The following is a 17,228-nucleotide window of genomic DNA, read 5'->3' as shown; positions in this document are numbered from 1 at the left end:
TCCGTCCCGGCCCCTCGCGCCGGCGGGCCTGGTGCGGCGGGCTCCGTCCCTCGCATCGGCGGGCCTGGTGCGGCGGGACCGGTCCCGCCGCACCAGGCCCGCCAAACCATCGCCGATCTCGGCGGCCGGTCCGCCGGGGCGCTACCCGGTGGCTTCGCCGGTGAACAGGGCGCTGATCGGAGCGGGCTCGTGACGTGTGGCGTCGCCGTCGAAGAGCTCCGCCAGGAAGCGCTTGCTCGTCTCGGGCGACCACTCCTCCGGCTGCCGGGCCGCGCGCACCGGCGACCAGGTGCGCATCCGCCGCACGGTGTCCCCGGCGACGACGAAGACCTGCCCGGTGACGTCCTCGCCGGACGGGCCGGCGAGCCAGGCGACCAGGGCCGCGACGCGGTCGGGCGGCAGCGCGCCGCCCGGCAGTGTGCCGAACGCGGCCTCGCTCATCGGGGTGCGTGCCCTGGGGGCGATCGCGTTGACGCGGACCCCGTAGCGGGAGAGCTCGGCGGCGAGGGTCAAGGTCAGGGTGGCGAGACCGGCCTTGGCCGCCGCGTAGTTGCTCTGCCCGGCGTTGCCGTAGAGCCCCGACTCGCTGCTCGTGTTGATGATCCGCCGTCCCGCGCGCCGCGGCTGCCCGCGCCAGTGCCGGGCCAGGGCACGGCACAGCCGGAAGGGCGCGGTCAGGTTCACCGCGAGCACCGCGTCCCAGTCGGCGTCGTCCAGGTTGAAGACCATCCGGTCACGGACGATGCCGGCGTTGTTGACCAGAACCGAGACCGGCCGCCCGGAACCCTCCGCGGCGGCCAAAACGTCCTCGGCCGCTCCCCGCTCGGTGAGGTCCCCCTGCCAGGAGAGGGCGATGCCGCCCTCGTCGCGGATCTCCGCCACCAACGGCCCGGTGTCCGCCAGGTCCGCGCACAGCACCGCCGCACCGCGCCGCGCGAGCAGCCGCGCCTCGGCGGCGCCGATGCCCTGCGCGGCCCCGGTGACGACGCACGCGTGTCCCGTCAGATCGAACTCGTCGTACGGGCCGGGTGAAATCATCATGCCGTTCTCCATGCGCTGTTCATCGAATCCCGCCTTTGTCTCCGATTATAGGAGCATTTAAGGCGATAAATTCAATGACATAGGTCACGATTAGAATGGACGGAGATTCTCGTGAATGACGAGAATCCGGCCTTCGACCTGCTGTTTTCTTTCTTTGTTCTCCTGGTCGAATTCATCTCTTGACGGCCTGGCCGGTCAGCACCGACTCCACGGATTTCGTCACCACTTCCGCGGCGTCGTGAGGAGCGAGGCGTCCCGCCCGTATTTCGGTCGCCGCCCCGTGCAGAATGTACTGGACGACGCTGACCAGCCATGTGGTGGGCAGGTCGGCGCGGAAGACGCCCTGCTCCTGGCCGCGGCTGACGAGCTCGGTCATGCGCCGGACCGGTCTCTCGTGCAGTTCCCTGATCCGTCCCGCGGGGAGGACCTCCTCGGCCGCGGCGAGCAGGGCCGCGGACTCGGCCACGATCTGCCAGCTCGACGCCAGCAGGCGGGTCATGGCCTCGCGGGCGTTCCCTGTCAGGTCGACGGCCGACAGGGTTTCGTCGCCGGCCTTCAACGCGTCCACGAGCGCCGCTTCGACGAGTTCGGCGCGGGTGCCGAAGTGCCCGTACAGGGTCATCCGCCCCACGCCCGCCGCCTTCGCGATGTCGTCCGTCTTCGCGTTCGGGTCGGAGCTCAGCAGGGCGCGTGCCGCGGACACGATGCGGGCGATGCTGCGCTCGGCATCGGCGCGGCGCTTGGGGCGCATGGACGGCTCAGCCATGTCGGCACTCTAACGCGTACGCGCACATACGAGTTATAGTCAGGGCAAAGCTCGTACATGGACGTACGAGTTCTTGCCATGGAGACCTCATGAACCAACAGATCGCCCAGCCAGGCGCACACCCGGCGCGCTGGCACGTTCTCGGCCTTCTCGGCGTGGCGCAGCTCATGCTGATCCTCGACGTCACCGTCGTCGCCATCGCCCTGCCCCACATCGAGACCGAACTCGGGCTCACCCGCGAGGCGCTGACCTGGACCGTCAGCGCCTACACGCTCACCTTCGGCGGACTCATGCTGCTCGGCGGGCGGATCTCGGACCTGGTGGGCGCCAAGCGCGTCATGCTCACCGGGCTCCTTCTCTTCACCGCGGCGTCACTGGTCACCGGACTGGCGGAATCCGCGGCCATGCTCGTGGGCGGCCGCATCGCCCAGGGGGTCGGCGCGGCCCTGCTGTCACCCTCGGCGCTGTCCCTGGTGGTGGCCCTGTTCGACGGCGACGAGCGGAACAAGGCCCTGGGCGTCTGGTCCGCGCTCGGCGGAGGCGGAGCCGCCCTCGGCGTCCTGGTCGGCGGCCTCCTCACGGCGGGCCCAGGATGGTCGTGGGTCTTCTACGTCAACGTGCCCATCGGGCTGGTGATCGCCGCGGTGCTCGCCGCCCTCGTGCCGCGGCTGCCGACCTGGGGGGCCGAACGGTCACGGCTGGACGTCCTCGGCGCGATCCTGGTGACGGCCTCCACCGCGTCGCTGATCTACGCTCTCATCGCCGCCGGTGAGCGGGGCTGGCTCACGCAGTTCACCGGCTGGCTCGTCCTGGCCGCCGCGGTGGGTTACGTCCTGTTCGTCGTGTGGCAGAGGCGGGCGCGGTCGCCGCTGATGGACGTCCGGTTGCTCGCGCGGCGGCCCGTGGCGGCGGGCGCGTTCCTCATCCTGATGGCGACGGCCCTGATGATCGCCGTGTTCTTCCTGGGCACCTTCTACTTCCAGCAGGCTCAGGGATACGGCGCGCTGCACACGGGCCTGTTGTTCCTCCCCGTCGCGGTGGCCACGATGCTCGGGGCCAACCTGACCGGCCGCGTGATCGGCCGCTGGGGCGGACGCGCGCCGGCCGTCGCCGGACTGGCGGTCGCGGCTCTCGGCCTGGCCGCACCGGCCGTGTCGATGCATCCCGCCGTCGTCGTGGTCGGCGTCTCCGTCGCCGCCGCGGGCACCGGCGCGCTGTTCGTCGTCGCCTCGGCGACCGCGCTTGGCCAGGTGGCGCCCCATGAGGCCGGGATCGCCTCCGGCATCGTGAGCACCTTCCACGAGTTCGGCGCCTCACTCGGCGCCGCGGTCGTCTCCAGCGTCGCCGCCGCGAGCCTGGCGGGAACCACGCTGAGCGGCTTCGCCGGCGGGTTCACCGTGGCCGCCGTCGCGGCGGGCGCCGGCGTCGTCGTCGCCGCCCTGGTGACGCCCGGCCGGTCGAGACAAGGGGATCCCATTCCCTCCACGCCGAACTAGGCACGTGATGACGCGGATCAGGCCGGGAAGACCGCTCGGCGCGTACCCGGCCTGCGCCGCGAGGGCGTCGGCGCGTACCTGGCCTGCGCGGCGAGGGCGCCGGCGTGTTCGACGCCTGTCAGGGCGTGTCGAGGCCGAGAGCGGTGCCGAGGTCGCGGCGGGAGGTGATGCCGAGCTTGCGGAAGACGTTGTACAGGTGGTTGCCGACCGTGCGGGGGCTGAGGAAGAGCTGGGCGGCGATGTCGCGGTTGCGGACGCCGCGCGAGGCGAGCCTGGCGATCTGACGTTCCTGCGCCGTGAGCAGGTTCCGGGGGACGTGCCCGGCCGCGCGGCCGTGACGCGGGTCGCCGGTGGCGCGGAGCTCGGCGGCGGCGCGGCGGGCCCAAGGACGGGCCCCGAGCTGGTCGAAACGTTCGCGGGAGGCTTCCAGCAACTCGCGCGCCGCGCGCTTGCGGCGGGTGCGGCGCAGCCACTGGCCGTAGACGAGTTCGGTCCTGGCCTGTTCGTACGGTTGCGGGTCGCGGTGATGAGCGCGCAGGGCGGCTTCGAAGCAGGCCTGGCGGTCGTCGTCCGGGGAGCCGGGAGGCATGAGGAGCGCCCGGCAGCGGTGGGCGAGCGCTTCGGGGGTGGGCCGGCCGGTCTGGGCGGCCCAGGCGTAGAAGCGGTGGAACGTCGCGCGGGCCCTCTCCGGCTGGGCGCAGCGCACCGCGGCCTCGACCTGGTCGGGGGCCGAGAGGTAGGCGGCGATGAGCGAGCTGCCCGACCAGCCGCCGGTCAGCCGGTCCAGGGCCGAGGCGTAGCGCGACAGCGTCGTCCGGACGGCGATGCTGCTCATGCCGAAGCGTCAGATGTACACCCAGCTGATGGCGTTCGGCGCCGACGGGCGGGCCTGGTGGTACGACTCCACGTTCAGCCGGGGCTACTACGCGTCCTACGAGGCTGTGAAGAAATACGGCGACTGACCGCCGGGCGGTGATGGAATCTCCTTGACGTGCGGAATGTTGAAGTGCGTATGAAGAAGATCGGGTTTCTGAGCTTCGGGCACTGGTCGTCCTCGCCGTACTCCAAGGCGCGCAGCGCGTCCGACACCCTGCTGCAGTCGATCGAGCTCGCGGTCGCCGCCGAGGAGCTCGGGGCCGACGGCGCCTACTTCCGCGTCCACCACTTCGCCCGGCAGCTCGCGAGCCCGTTCCCGCTGCTGGCGGCCGTCGGCGCGCGGACCAGCCGGATCGAGATCGGCACGGGCGTCATCGACATGCGGTACGAGAACGCCCTCTACATGGCAGAGGACGCCGGCGCTGCCGACCTCATCGCGGGCGGGCGGCTCCAGCTCGGCATCAGCCGCGGATCACCCGAGCAGGTGATCGACGGCTGGCGCTACTTCGGCTACGAGCCGGCCGAGGGCGAGACCGAGGCGGACATGGCGCGCAGGCACGCGGAGGTCTTCCTCAAGGTGCTGGAGGGCGAGGGGTTCGCCCAGCCGAACCCGCGGCCGATGTTTCCCAACCCGCCCGGACTGCTCCGCCTCGAACCGCACTCGGAAGGGCTGCGCCAGCGCGTCTGGTGGGGTTCCGGCTCGAACACCACCGCGAAGTGGGCCGCCGGGCTCGGCATGCACCTGATGAGCTCCACGCTCAAGGACGACGAGAACGGCAAGCCGTTCCACGTGCAGCAGGCCGAGCAGATCGCGGCCTACCGGGAGGCGTGGAAGGAGGCCGGCCACGAGGGCGAGCCGCGGGTGTCGGTGAGCCGCTCGATCATGCCGATCGTCAACGAGACCGACCGCGCGTACTTCGGTCACGAGCGCACCAGCTCCGACCAGGTCGGCTTCATCGACGCCACCACCAGGGCCGTCTTCGGGCGCACGTACGCCGCCGAGCCCGACGTGCTCGTCAAGGAGCTGGCCGCCGACGAGGCGATAGCCGCGGCCGACACGCTCCTGCTGACGGTGCCCAGCCAGCTCGGCGTGGACTACAACGCCCACCTGCTCTCATCGGTCCTGACCCACGTCGCCCCCGCACTCGGCTGGCGCTGACCGCGACGCCCGGGCGGTCCGATCACCGCGCCGGATCGCTCCGGCGATCGCCATGAGGGCGAAGGCCAGGAGCGCCAGCTCGGCCAGGGCCAGCAGTACGGTGAAGACCCATTCGGCGGAGCCGCCCGGACCGTAGACGCGGTTGGTCAGCCCCACGTCGACCGCCTCGACCCGCTGGCCCGCTCGATGGGTGCCCCGGTCGCTGCCCGCGAGGGTGACCTCCGTGCGCTGGACGAGGCCGTCGCGGGAGCGGAACGCGCCGGTCCAGGCGCAGCTCTCGTGCCCGGGATGGCGCAGGCAGTCCAGGCGCTGCGCGGTGAAGGTGCCCCGCAGGCCGTGGCCGGTGGCGAGCCGTAGCGCCGGGCCGATCCCGGGCAGCGTCCAGGACAGCGCGAGCGCGGCGACCAGCAGCAGGACGACGGCCATCGGCGGGGAGGGGCGGAACCTCATGCGGGCTGGAGCGCGCAGTCGCACCGCATGACGGCGCGTTCTTCCAGGCGCGGACGCCGGTGCAGCACCATGGCCACCACCATCGGCGCGAAGACCACGGCGTTGTAGAACAGATGCAGCTCGACGCGGGGGATCACGAGCTGGATGACGCTGGTGGGCGCGGCCCGCCCGGCCAGGTACGTCCCCGACAGCGCCTGGATCAGCAGGAGCAGGTGCTCGATGTGATGCCAGAACTGGATGGCCAGCGCGACGGTCCACCAGGTCCTGGAACGGCCCGTGAAGCCCGGGCGCAGCAGGATCAGCCCCACGAGCATGACCAGGGCGTAGCCGTAGTGCATCCATTCCGAGGTGACGAGCCAGGGGAACGGCAGCCCGAGCAGTCCGCGCGCCTCGGGGACCGGCCAGCCCAGCGCGTAGATCTGGATCGCCTGGACGACGTGTTCCGCCCAGTGCGCGAGGACGATCACGAGGAAGACACCGAGAGCCGTCTTGTGGTGTCGCTCGTTGAGCGTCGAACGGCTGATGGCGGGAGCGGACATGACGACTCCTGGGATCGGTTTCGTGGGGGGACGGCGCGGCCGCGGTCAGGGGAGGGCCGGCACGAGCTTCACGCCGATCGAGTCGGCGTCGAGGCACAGCAGCAGCTCGGTCAGGCTTTCGATGCACCGGCTGTTGGCCAGGGGCCCGGCGTCGGCGATGTCGAATCCCAGCTGCTTGCAGAACCGGGTGACGAGCAGCTTGGCATCGGGGTCGTCGCCCGCGATGGGGATCGTGACCAGGCCGGGCGCGCGGATGTAGGCGCTGATCCATCGTGCCGACAGGCAGTTGAACGCCTTCACCACGGCGCAACCGGGCAGCGCCGCGGCGATCCGCTGCGCCGCCGAGGCGTAGGGCGGCGCGGCCGGCTCACCGAAGCACGGGTTGGACACGTCGACGATGACGGACCGCGTCCGCCGCAGCTGGGGCGCCACGTCACGGCAGGTGGCGTCGATGGGCGTGGCCAGGATGGTCAGATCGGACTCGGCGGCGGCCTCCTGCGGCGGCACGGCCCGCGCGCACGACAGCTCGGCGGCGAGCGCGGCGGCCCGTCCGGGCGTCCGGTTGGCCAGCAGCAGCGGTATCCGGTGCAGGTCGATGAGCCGGGCCAGGGCCGTGCCCATCCGCCCGCACCCGATGATGCCGATCCGCGGATCCACGGGGCGGTCCTCCTAGGCTGCCGGGACGGGACGGTAAGGGTCGAGCGCCCGCCTGAGCGGGCCGGGGATCTCCGTCGGGTGGAGGGCGCCGCCGGAGCCGCGGCGCATGCACGCGATCGTCTGCCGTCCCCGGGCGACGAGCAGAGCCGGACCGGCGCCCAGCCGGTAGTAGTGGAACTCCATGGTCACCCGGTTGGCCTCGATGCCGCCCAGCGACATGCGGATCGACACCTCGTCGAGCGCGTACAGCTCGGCGAAGAACTCGCACGCGCAGTCGGCCGTCACCAGGGCGAGGTCGCGGGTGAGCTCCTGGAGGACCTCCGGCGCCTGGTCGGCGAGGAACCGTTCCCGGCAGCGGCCCTGCCACTCGAAGTAATGGGTGAAGTACACGTTCCCGACCACGTTGGTGTCCGCGAAGGTCACCACCTGGCGGTGTTCGTAGAAAGGATTCATCGCCTCTCCTGGGTGAGCACGGCGACGACCATGGGTCGTGGCGGGCCGCCGGAATCGTTCAGGGTGAGCAGGCCGGACAGGACGGCCGACCCGGAGGGGCCGCTGAGTTTGATCCAGCCGTGCTCGTACGCGGCCTCGACCTGGAGCGACCTGGCCTGGCCGGCTTCGGGCAGACACTTGAGCACCGCACTCAGCCGCGAGTTCAGAGAGGTGCGGGACTCGCCGGTCAGGCGCGCCAGCTGCTCGGCCTGATCCGTCCACTCGGGACCCAGCGGGAGCGGCGGGCCGTCCAGCTCCACCCACTCCTGGGTCACGGCGGCCGCCCCCGGGCACAGGTCCCCCACCACGCGTTCGAGGTACGGGCCGGTCAGCAGCGGCGGGACGGCGTCCAGGCGCAGCGGCCCGGTGTCGCGCAGCCGCAACCCCGACCAGCTGAACAGGGGACGCCCGTCCACGGACCGGGCCAGGACGTCGTAGGTGTAGTCGACGCCCTGGTGCTCCCGTTCGACCGCCTCGACGACCACGTCGGCGGACCGGGCGCCGTCGTGCACCTGGAAGCGATCGCACGCGACCGGCAGGAGGCGCCGGTGGGGCACGCACGCCTGCAGGACGTGGATGGCCGCGTCGTGCAGGGCGGCGTCCCCCAGGACCGGCTCGCCCAGCCCCAGGTCCTCGCCGGCCCCGGACAGCAGCGCCCGGCAGCCGGTGGGGAAGAGGGACTCGAAACGGGTCAGGCGCCGGAACGCCGGCCCGTGGAAGAACAGCGATCCGTACAGCTCGGCCGGTTCGTGGCCGGGCGGGTCACCGGCGGGGACCTCGACGTCCGGGGGATCGGCCGGCCCGGGGACGACCCGCCCGGCGAAGTGGTCGGCGGAGAAGTCGGTCTCCGCGCTGCGGACGGTGACCGCCACGCTGCCGTCGGGGTGGCGCAGGGCGTGGATCCGGATGGTCCGCGTCCCGTCGGCGGGCACGATGACCGGTCGTTCGAACCGGGCGTCCGTGATCGTGCGAGCCGGAGTGCCGAGCATCTCCGCGGCCTGGGCCATGGCCTCCAGGGCGCAGACGGCGGGCAGCAGCCGCACCCCGTGGAGCTGGTGGTCCGCCAGGAACGCGCGCGACGCGTCCAGCTCGCATTCGGCCGCCAGCTCGACCCCCGGGACGAACCTGAGCAGGCGGTGCAGGAGCGGATGCCGCGGCGGGGTGACCTGCGCGCGGTCGAGCTGGGGAAGCCGGCCGCTGATGACGACGGTCTCCCCGGCCGGACCTGCCGCTATGGCGTCCAGCAGCAGCTCGGCGCCCCGTTCCGCGGGCAGGGTGCCGATCCCGGCGCCGGCGAGGTGGTCGACCACGCCGAGCCGTTCGGCCATCCCCGCCCCGGACCACACGGTCCAGGCCAGCGTCGCGCTGACGCAGCCGTCGGGCAGCCGGGGCGCGAGGGCGCGCACCATGGCCTGGAGCCGTCCGTTAGCCAGGGCGTAGTGCGTCTCGCCGGCCAGCCCGAACCGCCCGATCACGGACCCGTACGCGAGGAGGAGCCGCAGCCCGCCGAGATCGACGGCGGCGAGCACGTTCTCCAGACCGGCACATTTCGTACGGGCGTGCTCGGCGAAGTCCTCGTCCGTGAGCTCGCCGAAGAGGGCGGGCCGGTTGATCCCGCTGGCGTGCACCACCCCGGCGATCGGGCCGAGCTCGGACAGCTCCGCCATGGCCCGCGTGACAGCGGCGGCGTCGGTGACGTCCGCCCTGCGGTAGGCGGCCACCACCCCGGCGGCCCGCAGCCTCTCCAGGCCGCCGGCCAGTTCGGGGTCCGTGCCGGGATCCGACCGGCCGATCAGCGCCAGCCGGACCCCGTACGCCTTCGCGAGGGTGAGCCCGGCTTCCAGCCCGATCCCCTTGCCTCCGCCGGTGATGACGACCACGTCGTCCCGCCGCAGCGGTGGATCGCTGCGCGGGCGGGCCATGGGCGAGTGCCGGACCTCGTAGGTCCGGCCCGCGCGGTCCACGCCGAGCCAATGGACGTCGGCGTCCGGATGCTCCTGGCGCAGGGCGGCGACGAACCCGGAGGCGCAGTCGGCCTCGTCGGTGACGACGAGGGGCAGCCCACCGGCGATCGCCCGGCGCGCCGTGGCGACCAAGGCGGCCAGGTCGGCGTCCGTGGGCACGGCGGGGACATGCGCGCGCAGCGCGCCTTCCGGCTCGGGCGGCTGGACGGGCTCCTGGTGCTCGGTGAACAGGCGGAACCAGTCGGGCAGGTCCAGCGTGTGCTCCTCGGCCCGGGGGAACGCCTCGACGGCGGCGATCAGGTCACCGACCGTGGCCTCGGCGATCGAGGGCAGGACCGGCGGCAGCGCCTTCCCGCAAGCCGACGCCGACTCGGCGGCGAGCTGGACGACCTGCAGAGAGTTCATGTGCAGGTCGGCCAGGAGGTGGTCGTCGTCCGCGATCGCGTCAGGCTCCAGCTCCAGGGCGGCCCCGACCAGCTCGCGCACGATCTCGGCCACGCCGCCGCCTTCCGGCCGCGGCCGTTCCGGCGCGGCGGACGGGGCGGGCTCCGGCGCCGTCTCGCAGGGATTCGTCAGGAACACGGGCTCCCGGTCCAGCTCGAAGGGCCGGTGGAAGCGCTGGTCGAACAGGGTGCGCAACGAGTCGGTCGCGCCTGCCGCGAACAGGGCGGCGGCGGTCTCCAGCGGGCCCCGCGCGCCGGCCGCGCCGGCGTCAACGGAGACGGCCGGAGGCGAGCCGCCGAGGTGGGCGGTGGCCAGGGTCGCCAGCGAATGTCCAGGACCGGCTTCGACCAGCAGGTCGCACTCGGCGGCGAGCAGATCCAGCGCCTCACGGAACCGCACCGGATCGGTGATCTGGGCGGCCAGGTGCCGGCGCAGATCGGTGCCCGCGCTCAGCTCCGTGCCGGTGACCGTCGAGTAGACCGGTCCCACCGGCACGGTGAACGGCGCCTTGTCCAGGCAGATGGTGAACGGCGCGACGGCCTGCCGCACGGCGGGGGAGTGGAAGGCGTGGCTCACCTCCAGTCGCGTCGCCGTGACGCCGTCCGCGCCGGCCCGCCGCACCAGGGTCTCGACCTCGGTCCACGGCCCGGCGACGACCGTGGAGGCGCCGTTGTCGGCCGCGACGACCAGGTCCAGCCCTTCGATCAGGGCGGCGGCCCGGCTCGCGGGGGCGGAGACGGAGGCCATGCCGGTGCCTGGCGCGCCCACCTCGCCCATGATCCGGCCGCGCTCGGTCACCAGTTCCAGCGCGGCTTCCTCGTCGATGGCCCCGGACCAGGTCAGCGCCGCTATCTCGCCGACGCTGTGGCCGAGCGCGGCGACGGCGGCCACCCCGAGGCTGTCCAGCCACCGCAGCGCGGCCATGGAGGCCCGGAAGACGGCCGGTTGCACGATCGCCGTGTCGATGCCTTCTTCCCCGGTGAAGTACGCCCGCGCCCCGTCGTACAGCCTGCCCAGGGCGCCGGCGTCGCCGCGGGCCGGTCCGCCTTGGCCGGTGAACAGCAGGCCGACCTTCCCGGGCGGGCCCACCCCGCTGAAGACGCCGGACTCGGCGGCGGCGCGGCCCGCCAGGGCGGCGGCCCGCTCGGCCCGGCGGGCGAGCTGGCCAGGATGGTGGGCCGTGAAGGCGACCCGGTGGCTCCCCTGCGGCTCGCCGGCCAGCCGGGCGGCCAGGTCGGTGAGTTCGGAGAAGGACAGGGTCTCCGCCAGCCGGGCGACGTGCCGGAGCTTCCCGGTGAGCGCGGCGGTGCTGTCCGCCGTCACGGCGAAGACCTCCGTGTCCGTCGGTGTGCGCGCCATCCGCTCCTGTACGGCGGACAACCGGGTTCGACGGGCCGATCCCGCCCTTTCCACCACCAGATGGGTGTTGATGCCGCCGAACCCCATCGCGCTGACCGCTGCCCGTACGGGGGCCGAGGGCCAGGGGACGGGCCCCTCCGCGACGGTGAGCCCGTCCCCGAGGAGTTCGTGCGGCGTGTGCGAACCGGTGGTCGGCGGGACGATCTGATGGTGCACGGCCAGCGTCGCCTTGATCAGTCCGGCCACGCCGGCCGCCGCCTTGGTGTGCCCGATGTTGGCCTTGATCGACCCGACGAAAGCCGGGCGGCGGCCCTGTCCGCGCACGGCCCGCATGGCCTGGAGCTCGGCGTGGTCGCCGACCGCCGTCCCGGTGCCGTGCCCCTCGAAGTAGCCGACCGTGTCCGCGCCGAACCCGGCGCGTTCGTAGGCGCGCCGCAGGGCGAGCAGCTGCCCGCCGGGTTCGGGCCTGCTGATCCCGCCGCGCCCGTCGGAGGACACCCCCCATCCGCGGATCAGGGCGAGCGGCCGCCGCCCCAGCGCCAGCGCGTCCTCGGCGCGCATCAGCGCGACCATGCCGCACCCCTCGCCCGGCCAGAAGCCGGTGGGAGAGGCGTCGTAGACCCGCATGTCCGTACGGGCGAGGGCCCCGGTCCTGGCGAACCCGACCAGCTCGAACGGGTCGAGGCTCAGGTCCACGCCTCCGGCGAGGGCGAAGTCCAGATCCCCGGTGGTCAGGGCCACGCAGGCGTGGATCACCGCGAGCAGCGACGAGGCGCACGCGCCGTCCACGGTGAAACCCCCGCCGTGCAGGTCGAAGTGATTGCAGACGCGCCCGGCGATGGTGTTGGACAGCGCTCCGGCGAGGCTCTCGTCCGTGGGCTCGGGGAACGGCGCCTTGAACAGCTCCTCGGCCCGCTTGACGAGCTGGTCGCGGACGGACTCGCCGAGGTCCTCGCCGGCCATGGCCTCTTGCAGGACGCGGCGCACGTACGGCCATCGCAGCCGCATGGCGGTTGCCCTGGTGAACTCGCCGGTCAGCGTGTTGCCCAGGACCACGCCGACCCTGTCGCGGTCGAGTCCGGAGGCGTCGGCGAAGCCCGCCGCCGCGAGGGTGTCGGCGGCCACGTCCAGGGCCAGCCAGTGCGCCGGATCGGTGACACGGTAGGTGGTTCCCGGGATGCGGTGCCGGGCCCGGTCGAACGACCAGCCCTCCAGGAGCGCCGCGTACCGGACATAGGTCGAGTCGGGGTCGCCGGTGTCGTAGTCGGCGAGGTTCAGCCGGGTCGCGGGGATGGGCCGGAACGCCCGCCTGCGGGCCATGACCAGCTCCCACAGGCGGTCCGGGCCGGTCGCGTCGGGATAGCGGCAGCCCATGCCGACGATGGCGACGTCTGTCATGGCGGTCACCTGGAACTGGGGACGGCCACCGAGGTGGCGGGGACCGGCACGGCGCTCTGCTGGAGGCGCGCCTCGCGGGCGGACAGCGCCGCGAGCAGCACGCCCCGGGCGACGCACACGATGACCAGCGCGAAGAACAGGCCGTACACGATGTGGAAGTGCACGAGCAGGCCGTAGACGACCGCCGTGGACGCTCCGAAGACGACCTGGTTACGCGGCTTGACCGGTGTCGTCCCGGGATCGGTGATCATGTAGTTGGTGAACAGGATGAAGGCGACGCCCGTCATGACCACCAGCGCGCTCGTCGTCGCGGTGCCGTCGACCCACGTGCGGATCACGGCCTGGGCGAGGAACGCCCCGGCCCAGCCCAGGATGAGCGGCATCTTCCCCGTGAGCTTGGCGTTGAGCATGGTCCCGGCGACGAGGATGAAGGCGGGGATGATCCAGTCGATCGGACCGCTGACCCACTCGGTGAAGTGGTATGGCGGCGCGATGCCGACCCAGGGGAACACCAGCAGGGTGATCGCGATGCCGGCGTTCGACGGGTTGAGTATGTGCCGCTTCTTCCCGGCGACGCGCACCCGGACGATGTACTTGCCGCCGATGGCGACGGCCACGGCGAACAGCACCGGCCAGAGCCGGTCGTTGGCGTACAGCAGCATGGCGCAGGCCAGGCCGGAGATGTGGGCGGGCAGGAGGAAGTCCAGCAGGCCTTCTTTCCGGTACTTGGGCGTCCGCTTCTCGGCGCTCGCCTCCGCGGTCTCCAGCGCGAGGTCGAGGGCGTAGGCGAACGCCACGGCCACGATCGGGGTGATGTACGCCTGCTCGAAGCCGAGCCAGAGGTGCCCGAGGAGGTTGAACACGGTGATGGACAGGGCGAATCTGCGAAGCGCCGCCGTTCTCGGATCGCGCTGGGCAGAGGTCATGGTGTTCCCTCCGTGACAGGGGTGATCGAGCGGTCGTCGCCGAGGCGGAGGCGATGCCAGCCGGGCGCCAGGTCGACGGCGGCGGTGCGGGTCCGGCCGCAGGTGTCGCGCCAGGTCACCTCGACCGGCACGGACGTGGTGCCCGCGCGGAGCGCGAACATCAGCTCCGCGGCGGCGACGCCGGCGTGTCCGTTCGCGGGGTAGACCTGGCCGGTGCGTGTGCCCTGGGCGCCCGAAGCCAGCCGGACGGTCGCGCCGATGGCGGGGGAGAGGGCTTCGGCGTTGCTGGAGCAGCCGCCCGCCGGGCGCATCAGCTGAAGTCCCAGGAAGGGCGGGCGTCCCGGTCCGGTGTTGCGATAGAAGTGGCTCTGCCGCCATTGGTTGGCGACGGCGAAGTCCAGCCGGCCGTCATGGTCGACGTCCGCCGTGGCGATGCCGCGCGACGCGCCCGGATCCGCCACGCCGACGGCCTGGCTGACGTCGGCGTAGCGCCCGCCGGGGAGGCGGACGAAGAAGGGGTTGGCGTTGTCCCCGGAGATGTCGGCGTCCGGATGGAAGTCGGGCCACATGGCGGGGTTCGCCAGGAGGTCGTCGTTGGTCATGGCGAGTTCCTGCAGGTCCGCCCAGCGGTTGACCGTGCCGCGCAGGAATCCGGTGGCCTGGAGGATCTCGTTGACGCCGTCGCCGTCGAAGTCGCCGGCCTTGATGTCCCAGCCCCAGCCGCTGCGCGACAGCCCGAGCGCCTCGCTCTCGTCGGTGTAGAAGGCGGTGCCTGCGTCGTCGAAGACGCGTCCCCGGCCGCTGACCCACGCGAAGTTGCTCTCCAGCAGGCCGTACTCCTGGGTGATGTTGCTGACCAGGATGTCGGAGAACTCGTCGCCGTTCAGGTCCGCGAAGGCGACGCCCATGCCCTTGAAGGAGTCCTGGCCCAGGACCTTGGACTTCGGGGTGGTGACGTGGCGGGGTCCTCGCGTGACCTCGAAGGAGACCTCGCCGGGACGGGACCGGTTGCGCAGCAGGTGGTCGGGGGCGAAGTCGTTGGCGATGTAGAGCTCCGGCAGCCCGTCGCCGTCGAGGTCCTGGGCGCCGATCGCCAGGGTCCAGCCGTCCGCCACCTCCTGCTCGAAGGCGCCGGCGGCCTCGGCGTACGTCCCGCCGCCGCGCGACAGCAGGACACGGTTCGAGCCGCCGTTGGTGGCGTTCGACATGGACGCCTGCATCCGCAGCTCGGGCCCGGAGCGGGCGGCCGGGTCCAGGACGCGCGCGCCGTCGGGGAAGTAGTTGCCGACGATCAGGTCCGTGCGGCCGTCGCCGTCCACGTCGGCCAGCGACAGGGCGTTGGTGTTCCACACCTGGAAGGGCTGGACCAGTTCCCGCGGGGTGAACGCGGCCGGGCCGGTGAGCGGCCCGTCGCCGCGCAGGAACAGCACGGGGGAGCGGCCCCAGTAGTAGACCAGGACGTCGGTGGCCCCGTCGTCGTCGTAGTCCGCGGGCACGCAGCCCATCGGCGCCATCGTCGGGTCGTAGGGCAGGCCCGAAGGGACCAGGGAGATCGGCGGATACCGGTCCTGCGTCTGGGGAGCCGGCTGGAGCGTGACGGTGTCGGTTCTCGGATCGACCAGGCACACGTCGTCGGAGCGGGAGTTGCCGTCCAGGTCGGAGAGCGCGACCGCGGCCCCGACCGAGGAGATCCAGTGCCGGATGTCCTGGTAGGCGGGGGCGACCTCGCGCACGCCGCGACCGCCGTCGGCGGCGTTGAGCGGCTGCCGGGCGAAGGAGAACGCGGCGGCGGCCCGCTCCACCTCGGCGGGGAGGTCGCCGGGCAGCGCGGCAGCCCAGCCTGTGGCGAGCATCGTGAGGAAGGCGCCGATCTTGACCGCGTGGGCCGACCAATTGATCATCACAGGACACCCTCGGTGTGTTGGTGGAAGGTCTTCCGGATCCCGGCGCGCCAGAGTTCGTAGTCCGCGGGGGAGCCGGGCCGGGGTGTCCGGGCGAGAGCCTGATCCGTCCACCCGGCGGCCACGTCGGGTGTGACCCCGGTCAGCGTCTCGACGGCTTTCGCCGACCCGGGCGGGACGTGCCCGCTGAGCACGTGCGCCTTGGCCGCGAAGGCGGCGCCCTGGGCCAGATGCTCCCGGTGGCCCGCGCCGACGGCGAGCAGGTCGTCCGTCCCGCCGGACACGCCGGTGTAGGCGGCGGCCAGGCCGATGCCCGCCCACAGATCGCTCCTGCGGTGCGGCGGATACGTGCCGATGAGCCGGGCGATCAGCTCGGGGTCGGAGCCGGTGTAGAACCATAGGGCACGGCCCGTTCCCTGGTCTCTGATCGGGCGGGTGGCGCCGCGCGCCCCCACCTCGATCCAGTGGTTGTGGAAGACCTTGCGGGGCATGAAGTACGCCTGGTGAAACCCCCAGCCGTCCCAGGCCAGCCAGCGGAGCATCTCGTCGCCCAGGCCCGGCCACCGGGTGCGGCGCAGGCGTGCCAGAGCCCAACCGGCGCCGACATGGATCAGGTGGGTGTACCGGCCTCCGGTGTTCTCCATGAGGGCGCGCAGGCGGTTTCCCCTGAAAGTGATCGTGTCCAGCAGAGTGCAGCTCATGGCCGCGCCCTCGATCGCGAATCCGTGCAGATGACGCGGTAAATCGGTGACATCGGGAACTTTGTCGAGCGCCCGGTTATACCCTTCTCCAAAGGCGGCGACAATCTCCAGGAGTTGCCTTTTCGCCGGGCTGGAGTTTGGTACGAACCCCGTCAGTCTGCGTTCGGGCAGGCGAAATAGCCGGGTGAGCGCCATGGCTGTCCCCCGTCTGATCTGGATGACCTTCCGGGGGAGACACTAAGCAATTTTCAAGCGAAGGGTCAAGGGTCGGCAGATACGCCAAAATCCAGACAATTGAAGATTCATGAATTCACGTACGGTTGGCATGTGAATCTTGAACTATAAATGCTGATGTCGGTAGATGACCTGGCATGTCGGGCGCCAGGTCCGGCGGATAGGAGCGTAGTTGACTTTGATAATCGGCTGTCCGTAATGCGACCAGTCATAGTCAATTGCCCACGTTTCCGAGTAGGGCGAAGTGGCTCAACTGTCTCCAGGTTCAGAGCCGCACGACGAAAGGGCTCGGCGATTGTCACTGATGAGACAGAGGCACATCCTGTTCAAGCTGTGTCACTGATGGTGAGGGTGTCTTCGATGTCCTAGGATCTGGTGGGTCGCTCTCCGATGCACAAGGAGCACCGTGCCCGACACCCGCCACGCGTCCATCTCGGTCGACCAGTTCATCCCCGCGCCGCCTGCCAAGGTGTGGGACGCGCTGACCAAACCCGAACTGCTGGCCCGCTGGTGGGCGCCCGGCGACGTCAGCGCGGTCGTCGGCCACCGGTTCCACCTGCAGATGCCCGGCTGGGGCTCGGTGCCGTGCGAGGTGCTGGAGGCGGAGCCGTACGAGCGGCTCGTCTACACCTTCAACACCACCTGGACCCTCACCTGGCGTCTGGTCGTCGAGGGCAAGGGCACCCGCCTGCTTCTCGAACATTCGGGCTTCGACCTCGACGACAAGCGCGACCGCGCGGCGTTCGAGCGGATGGGCAAGGGCTGGCAGGGCACGGTTCTGCCCCGGCTCGCGGAGGTCGCCGCGGCGGAGGGGTGAGCGACCCC

Annotated in this window: 15 protein-coding genes; 4 read left to right on the top strand and 11 right to left on the bottom strand. The window is 71.9% G+C overall.

Going from position 1 to position 17,228, the window contains the following annotated elements:
• Positions 1-141: 141 nt before the first annotated feature.
• Both ABD999_RS11385 and ABD999_RS11380 read right to left on the bottom strand, forming a co-directional pair.
• Positions 142-1,041, bottom strand: coding sequence for an SDR family NAD(P)-dependent oxidoreductase (locus tag ABD999_RS11385; protein WP_271278809.1), 900 nt, complete (start codon positions 1,039-1,041; stop codon positions 142-144).
• A 172-nt stretch (positions 1,042-1,213) separates the two neighbouring features.
• The gene (locus ABD999_RS11380; protein WP_271278810.1) at positions 1,214-1,807 is read right to left on the bottom strand and encodes a TetR/AcrR family transcriptional regulator; all 594 of its coding nucleotides are present in this window, start codon (positions 1,805-1,807) and stop codon (positions 1,214-1,216) included.
• 89 nt (positions 1,808-1,896) lie between these two features.
• Here ABD999_RS11380 and ABD999_RS11375 point away from each other — a divergent pair, with 89 nt between their 5' ends.
• Positions 1,897-3,303, top strand: a complete 1,407-nt coding sequence (locus ABD999_RS11375) for an MFS transporter (RefSeq protein WP_271278811.1) — start codon at positions 1,897-1,899, stop codon at positions 3,301-3,303.
• Positions 3,304-3,421: 118 nt separating this feature from the next.
• Here ABD999_RS11375 and ABD999_RS11370 read toward each other — a convergent pair whose 3' ends face one another.
• Positions 3,422-4,138, bottom strand: a complete 717-nt coding sequence (locus tag ABD999_RS11370; RefSeq protein ID WP_271278812.1) for a helix-turn-helix transcriptional regulator — start codon at positions 4,136-4,138, stop codon at positions 3,422-3,424.
• Between ABD999_RS11370 and ABD999_RS11365 the strand changes: the two genes are divergently transcribed.
• Positions 4,137-4,265, top strand: coding sequence for a hypothetical protein (locus tag ABD999_RS11365; RefSeq protein WP_271278813.1), 129 nt, complete (start codon positions 4,137-4,139; stop codon positions 4,263-4,265). The genes ABD999_RS11370 and ABD999_RS11365 overlap by 2 nt on opposite strands.
• A gap of 50 nt (positions 4,266-4,315) precedes the next feature.
• Positions 4,316-5,338: an LLM class flavin-dependent oxidoreductase gene (locus ABD999_RS11360; protein WP_271278814.1), complete on the top strand. Its 1,023-nt coding sequence runs from the start codon at positions 4,316-4,318 to the stop codon at positions 5,336-5,338.
• On the opposite strand, the gene ABD999_RS11355 is transcribed toward ABD999_RS11360, so the two are convergent.
• Genes ABD999_RS11355 through ABD999_RS11320 form a run of 8 tightly spaced genes read right to left on the bottom strand, consistent with a single transcriptional unit; the run spans position 5,294 to position 16,364 of the window.
• Positions 5,294-5,788, bottom strand: coding sequence for a hypothetical protein (locus ABD999_RS11355; protein WP_271278815.1), 495 nt, complete (start codon positions 5,786-5,788; stop codon positions 5,294-5,296). The genes ABD999_RS11360 and ABD999_RS11355 overlap by 45 nt on opposite strands.
• A complete protein-coding gene (locus ABD999_RS11350; protein WP_148030981.1) occupies positions 5,785-6,327 on the bottom strand; it encodes a hypothetical protein in 543 nt (180 codons plus the stop codon). Before ABD999_RS11350 ends, ABD999_RS11355 begins: the two co-directional genes overlap by 4 nt.
• Before the next feature lie 45 nt (positions 6,328-6,372).
• Complete coding sequence (locus tag ABD999_RS11345) at positions 6,373-6,984, bottom strand: NADPH-dependent F420 reductase (RefSeq protein ID WP_271278816.1); 612 nt, start codon at positions 6,982-6,984, stop codon at positions 6,373-6,375.
• 12 nt (positions 6,985-6,996) lie between these two features.
• The gene (locus ABD999_RS11340; RefSeq protein WP_148030983.1) at positions 6,997-7,437 is read right to left on the bottom strand and encodes an acyl-CoA thioesterase; all 441 of its coding nucleotides are present in this window, start codon (positions 7,435-7,437) and stop codon (positions 6,997-6,999) included.
• Positions 7,434-12,641 (bottom strand): type I polyketide synthase, encoded by a 5,208-nt coding sequence (locus ABD999_RS11335; RefSeq protein WP_271278817.1) that lies wholly within the window; start codon positions 12,639-12,641, stop codon positions 7,434-7,436. Before ABD999_RS11335 ends, ABD999_RS11340 begins: the two co-directional genes overlap by 4 nt.
• A 5-nt stretch (positions 12,642-12,646) precedes the next feature.
• On the bottom strand, positions 12,647-13,567 hold the full coding sequence (locus ABD999_RS11330) for an RnfABCDGE type electron transport complex subunit D (RefSeq protein ID WP_148030985.1): 921 nt from the start codon (positions 13,565-13,567) through the stop codon (positions 12,647-12,649).
• Positions 13,564-15,468, bottom strand: coding sequence for a CRTAC1 family protein (locus tag ABD999_RS11325; RefSeq protein WP_271278818.1), 1,905 nt, complete (start codon positions 15,466-15,468; stop codon positions 13,564-13,566). Before ABD999_RS11325 ends, ABD999_RS11330 begins: the two co-directional genes overlap by 4 nt.
• On the bottom strand, positions 15,468-16,364 hold the full coding sequence (locus tag ABD999_RS11320; protein WP_271278819.1) for a DUF1702 family protein: 897 nt from the start codon (positions 16,362-16,364) through the stop codon (positions 15,468-15,470). The genes ABD999_RS11325 and ABD999_RS11320 overlap by 1 nt, the downstream gene beginning before the upstream one ends.
• Positions 16,365-16,809: 445 nt before the next feature.
• Here ABD999_RS11320 and ABD999_RS11315 point away from each other — a divergent pair, with 445 nt between their 5' ends.
• A complete protein-coding gene (locus ABD999_RS11315) occupies positions 16,810-17,220 on the top strand; it encodes an SRPBCC family protein (RefSeq protein WP_148030988.1) in 411 nt (136 codons plus the stop codon).
• Positions 17,221-17,228 lie beyond the last annotated feature (8 nt).

This window comes from Nonomuraea ferruginea (genome assembly GCF_039540635.1).
GTDB classification, from domain to species: Bacteria; Actinomycetota; Actinomycetes; order Streptosporangiales; family Streptosporangiaceae; genus Nonomuraea; species Nonomuraea ferruginea.
Note: the sequence above shows the minus strand (reverse complement) of the source record. Positions and strands in the feature narration are given on the sequence as shown.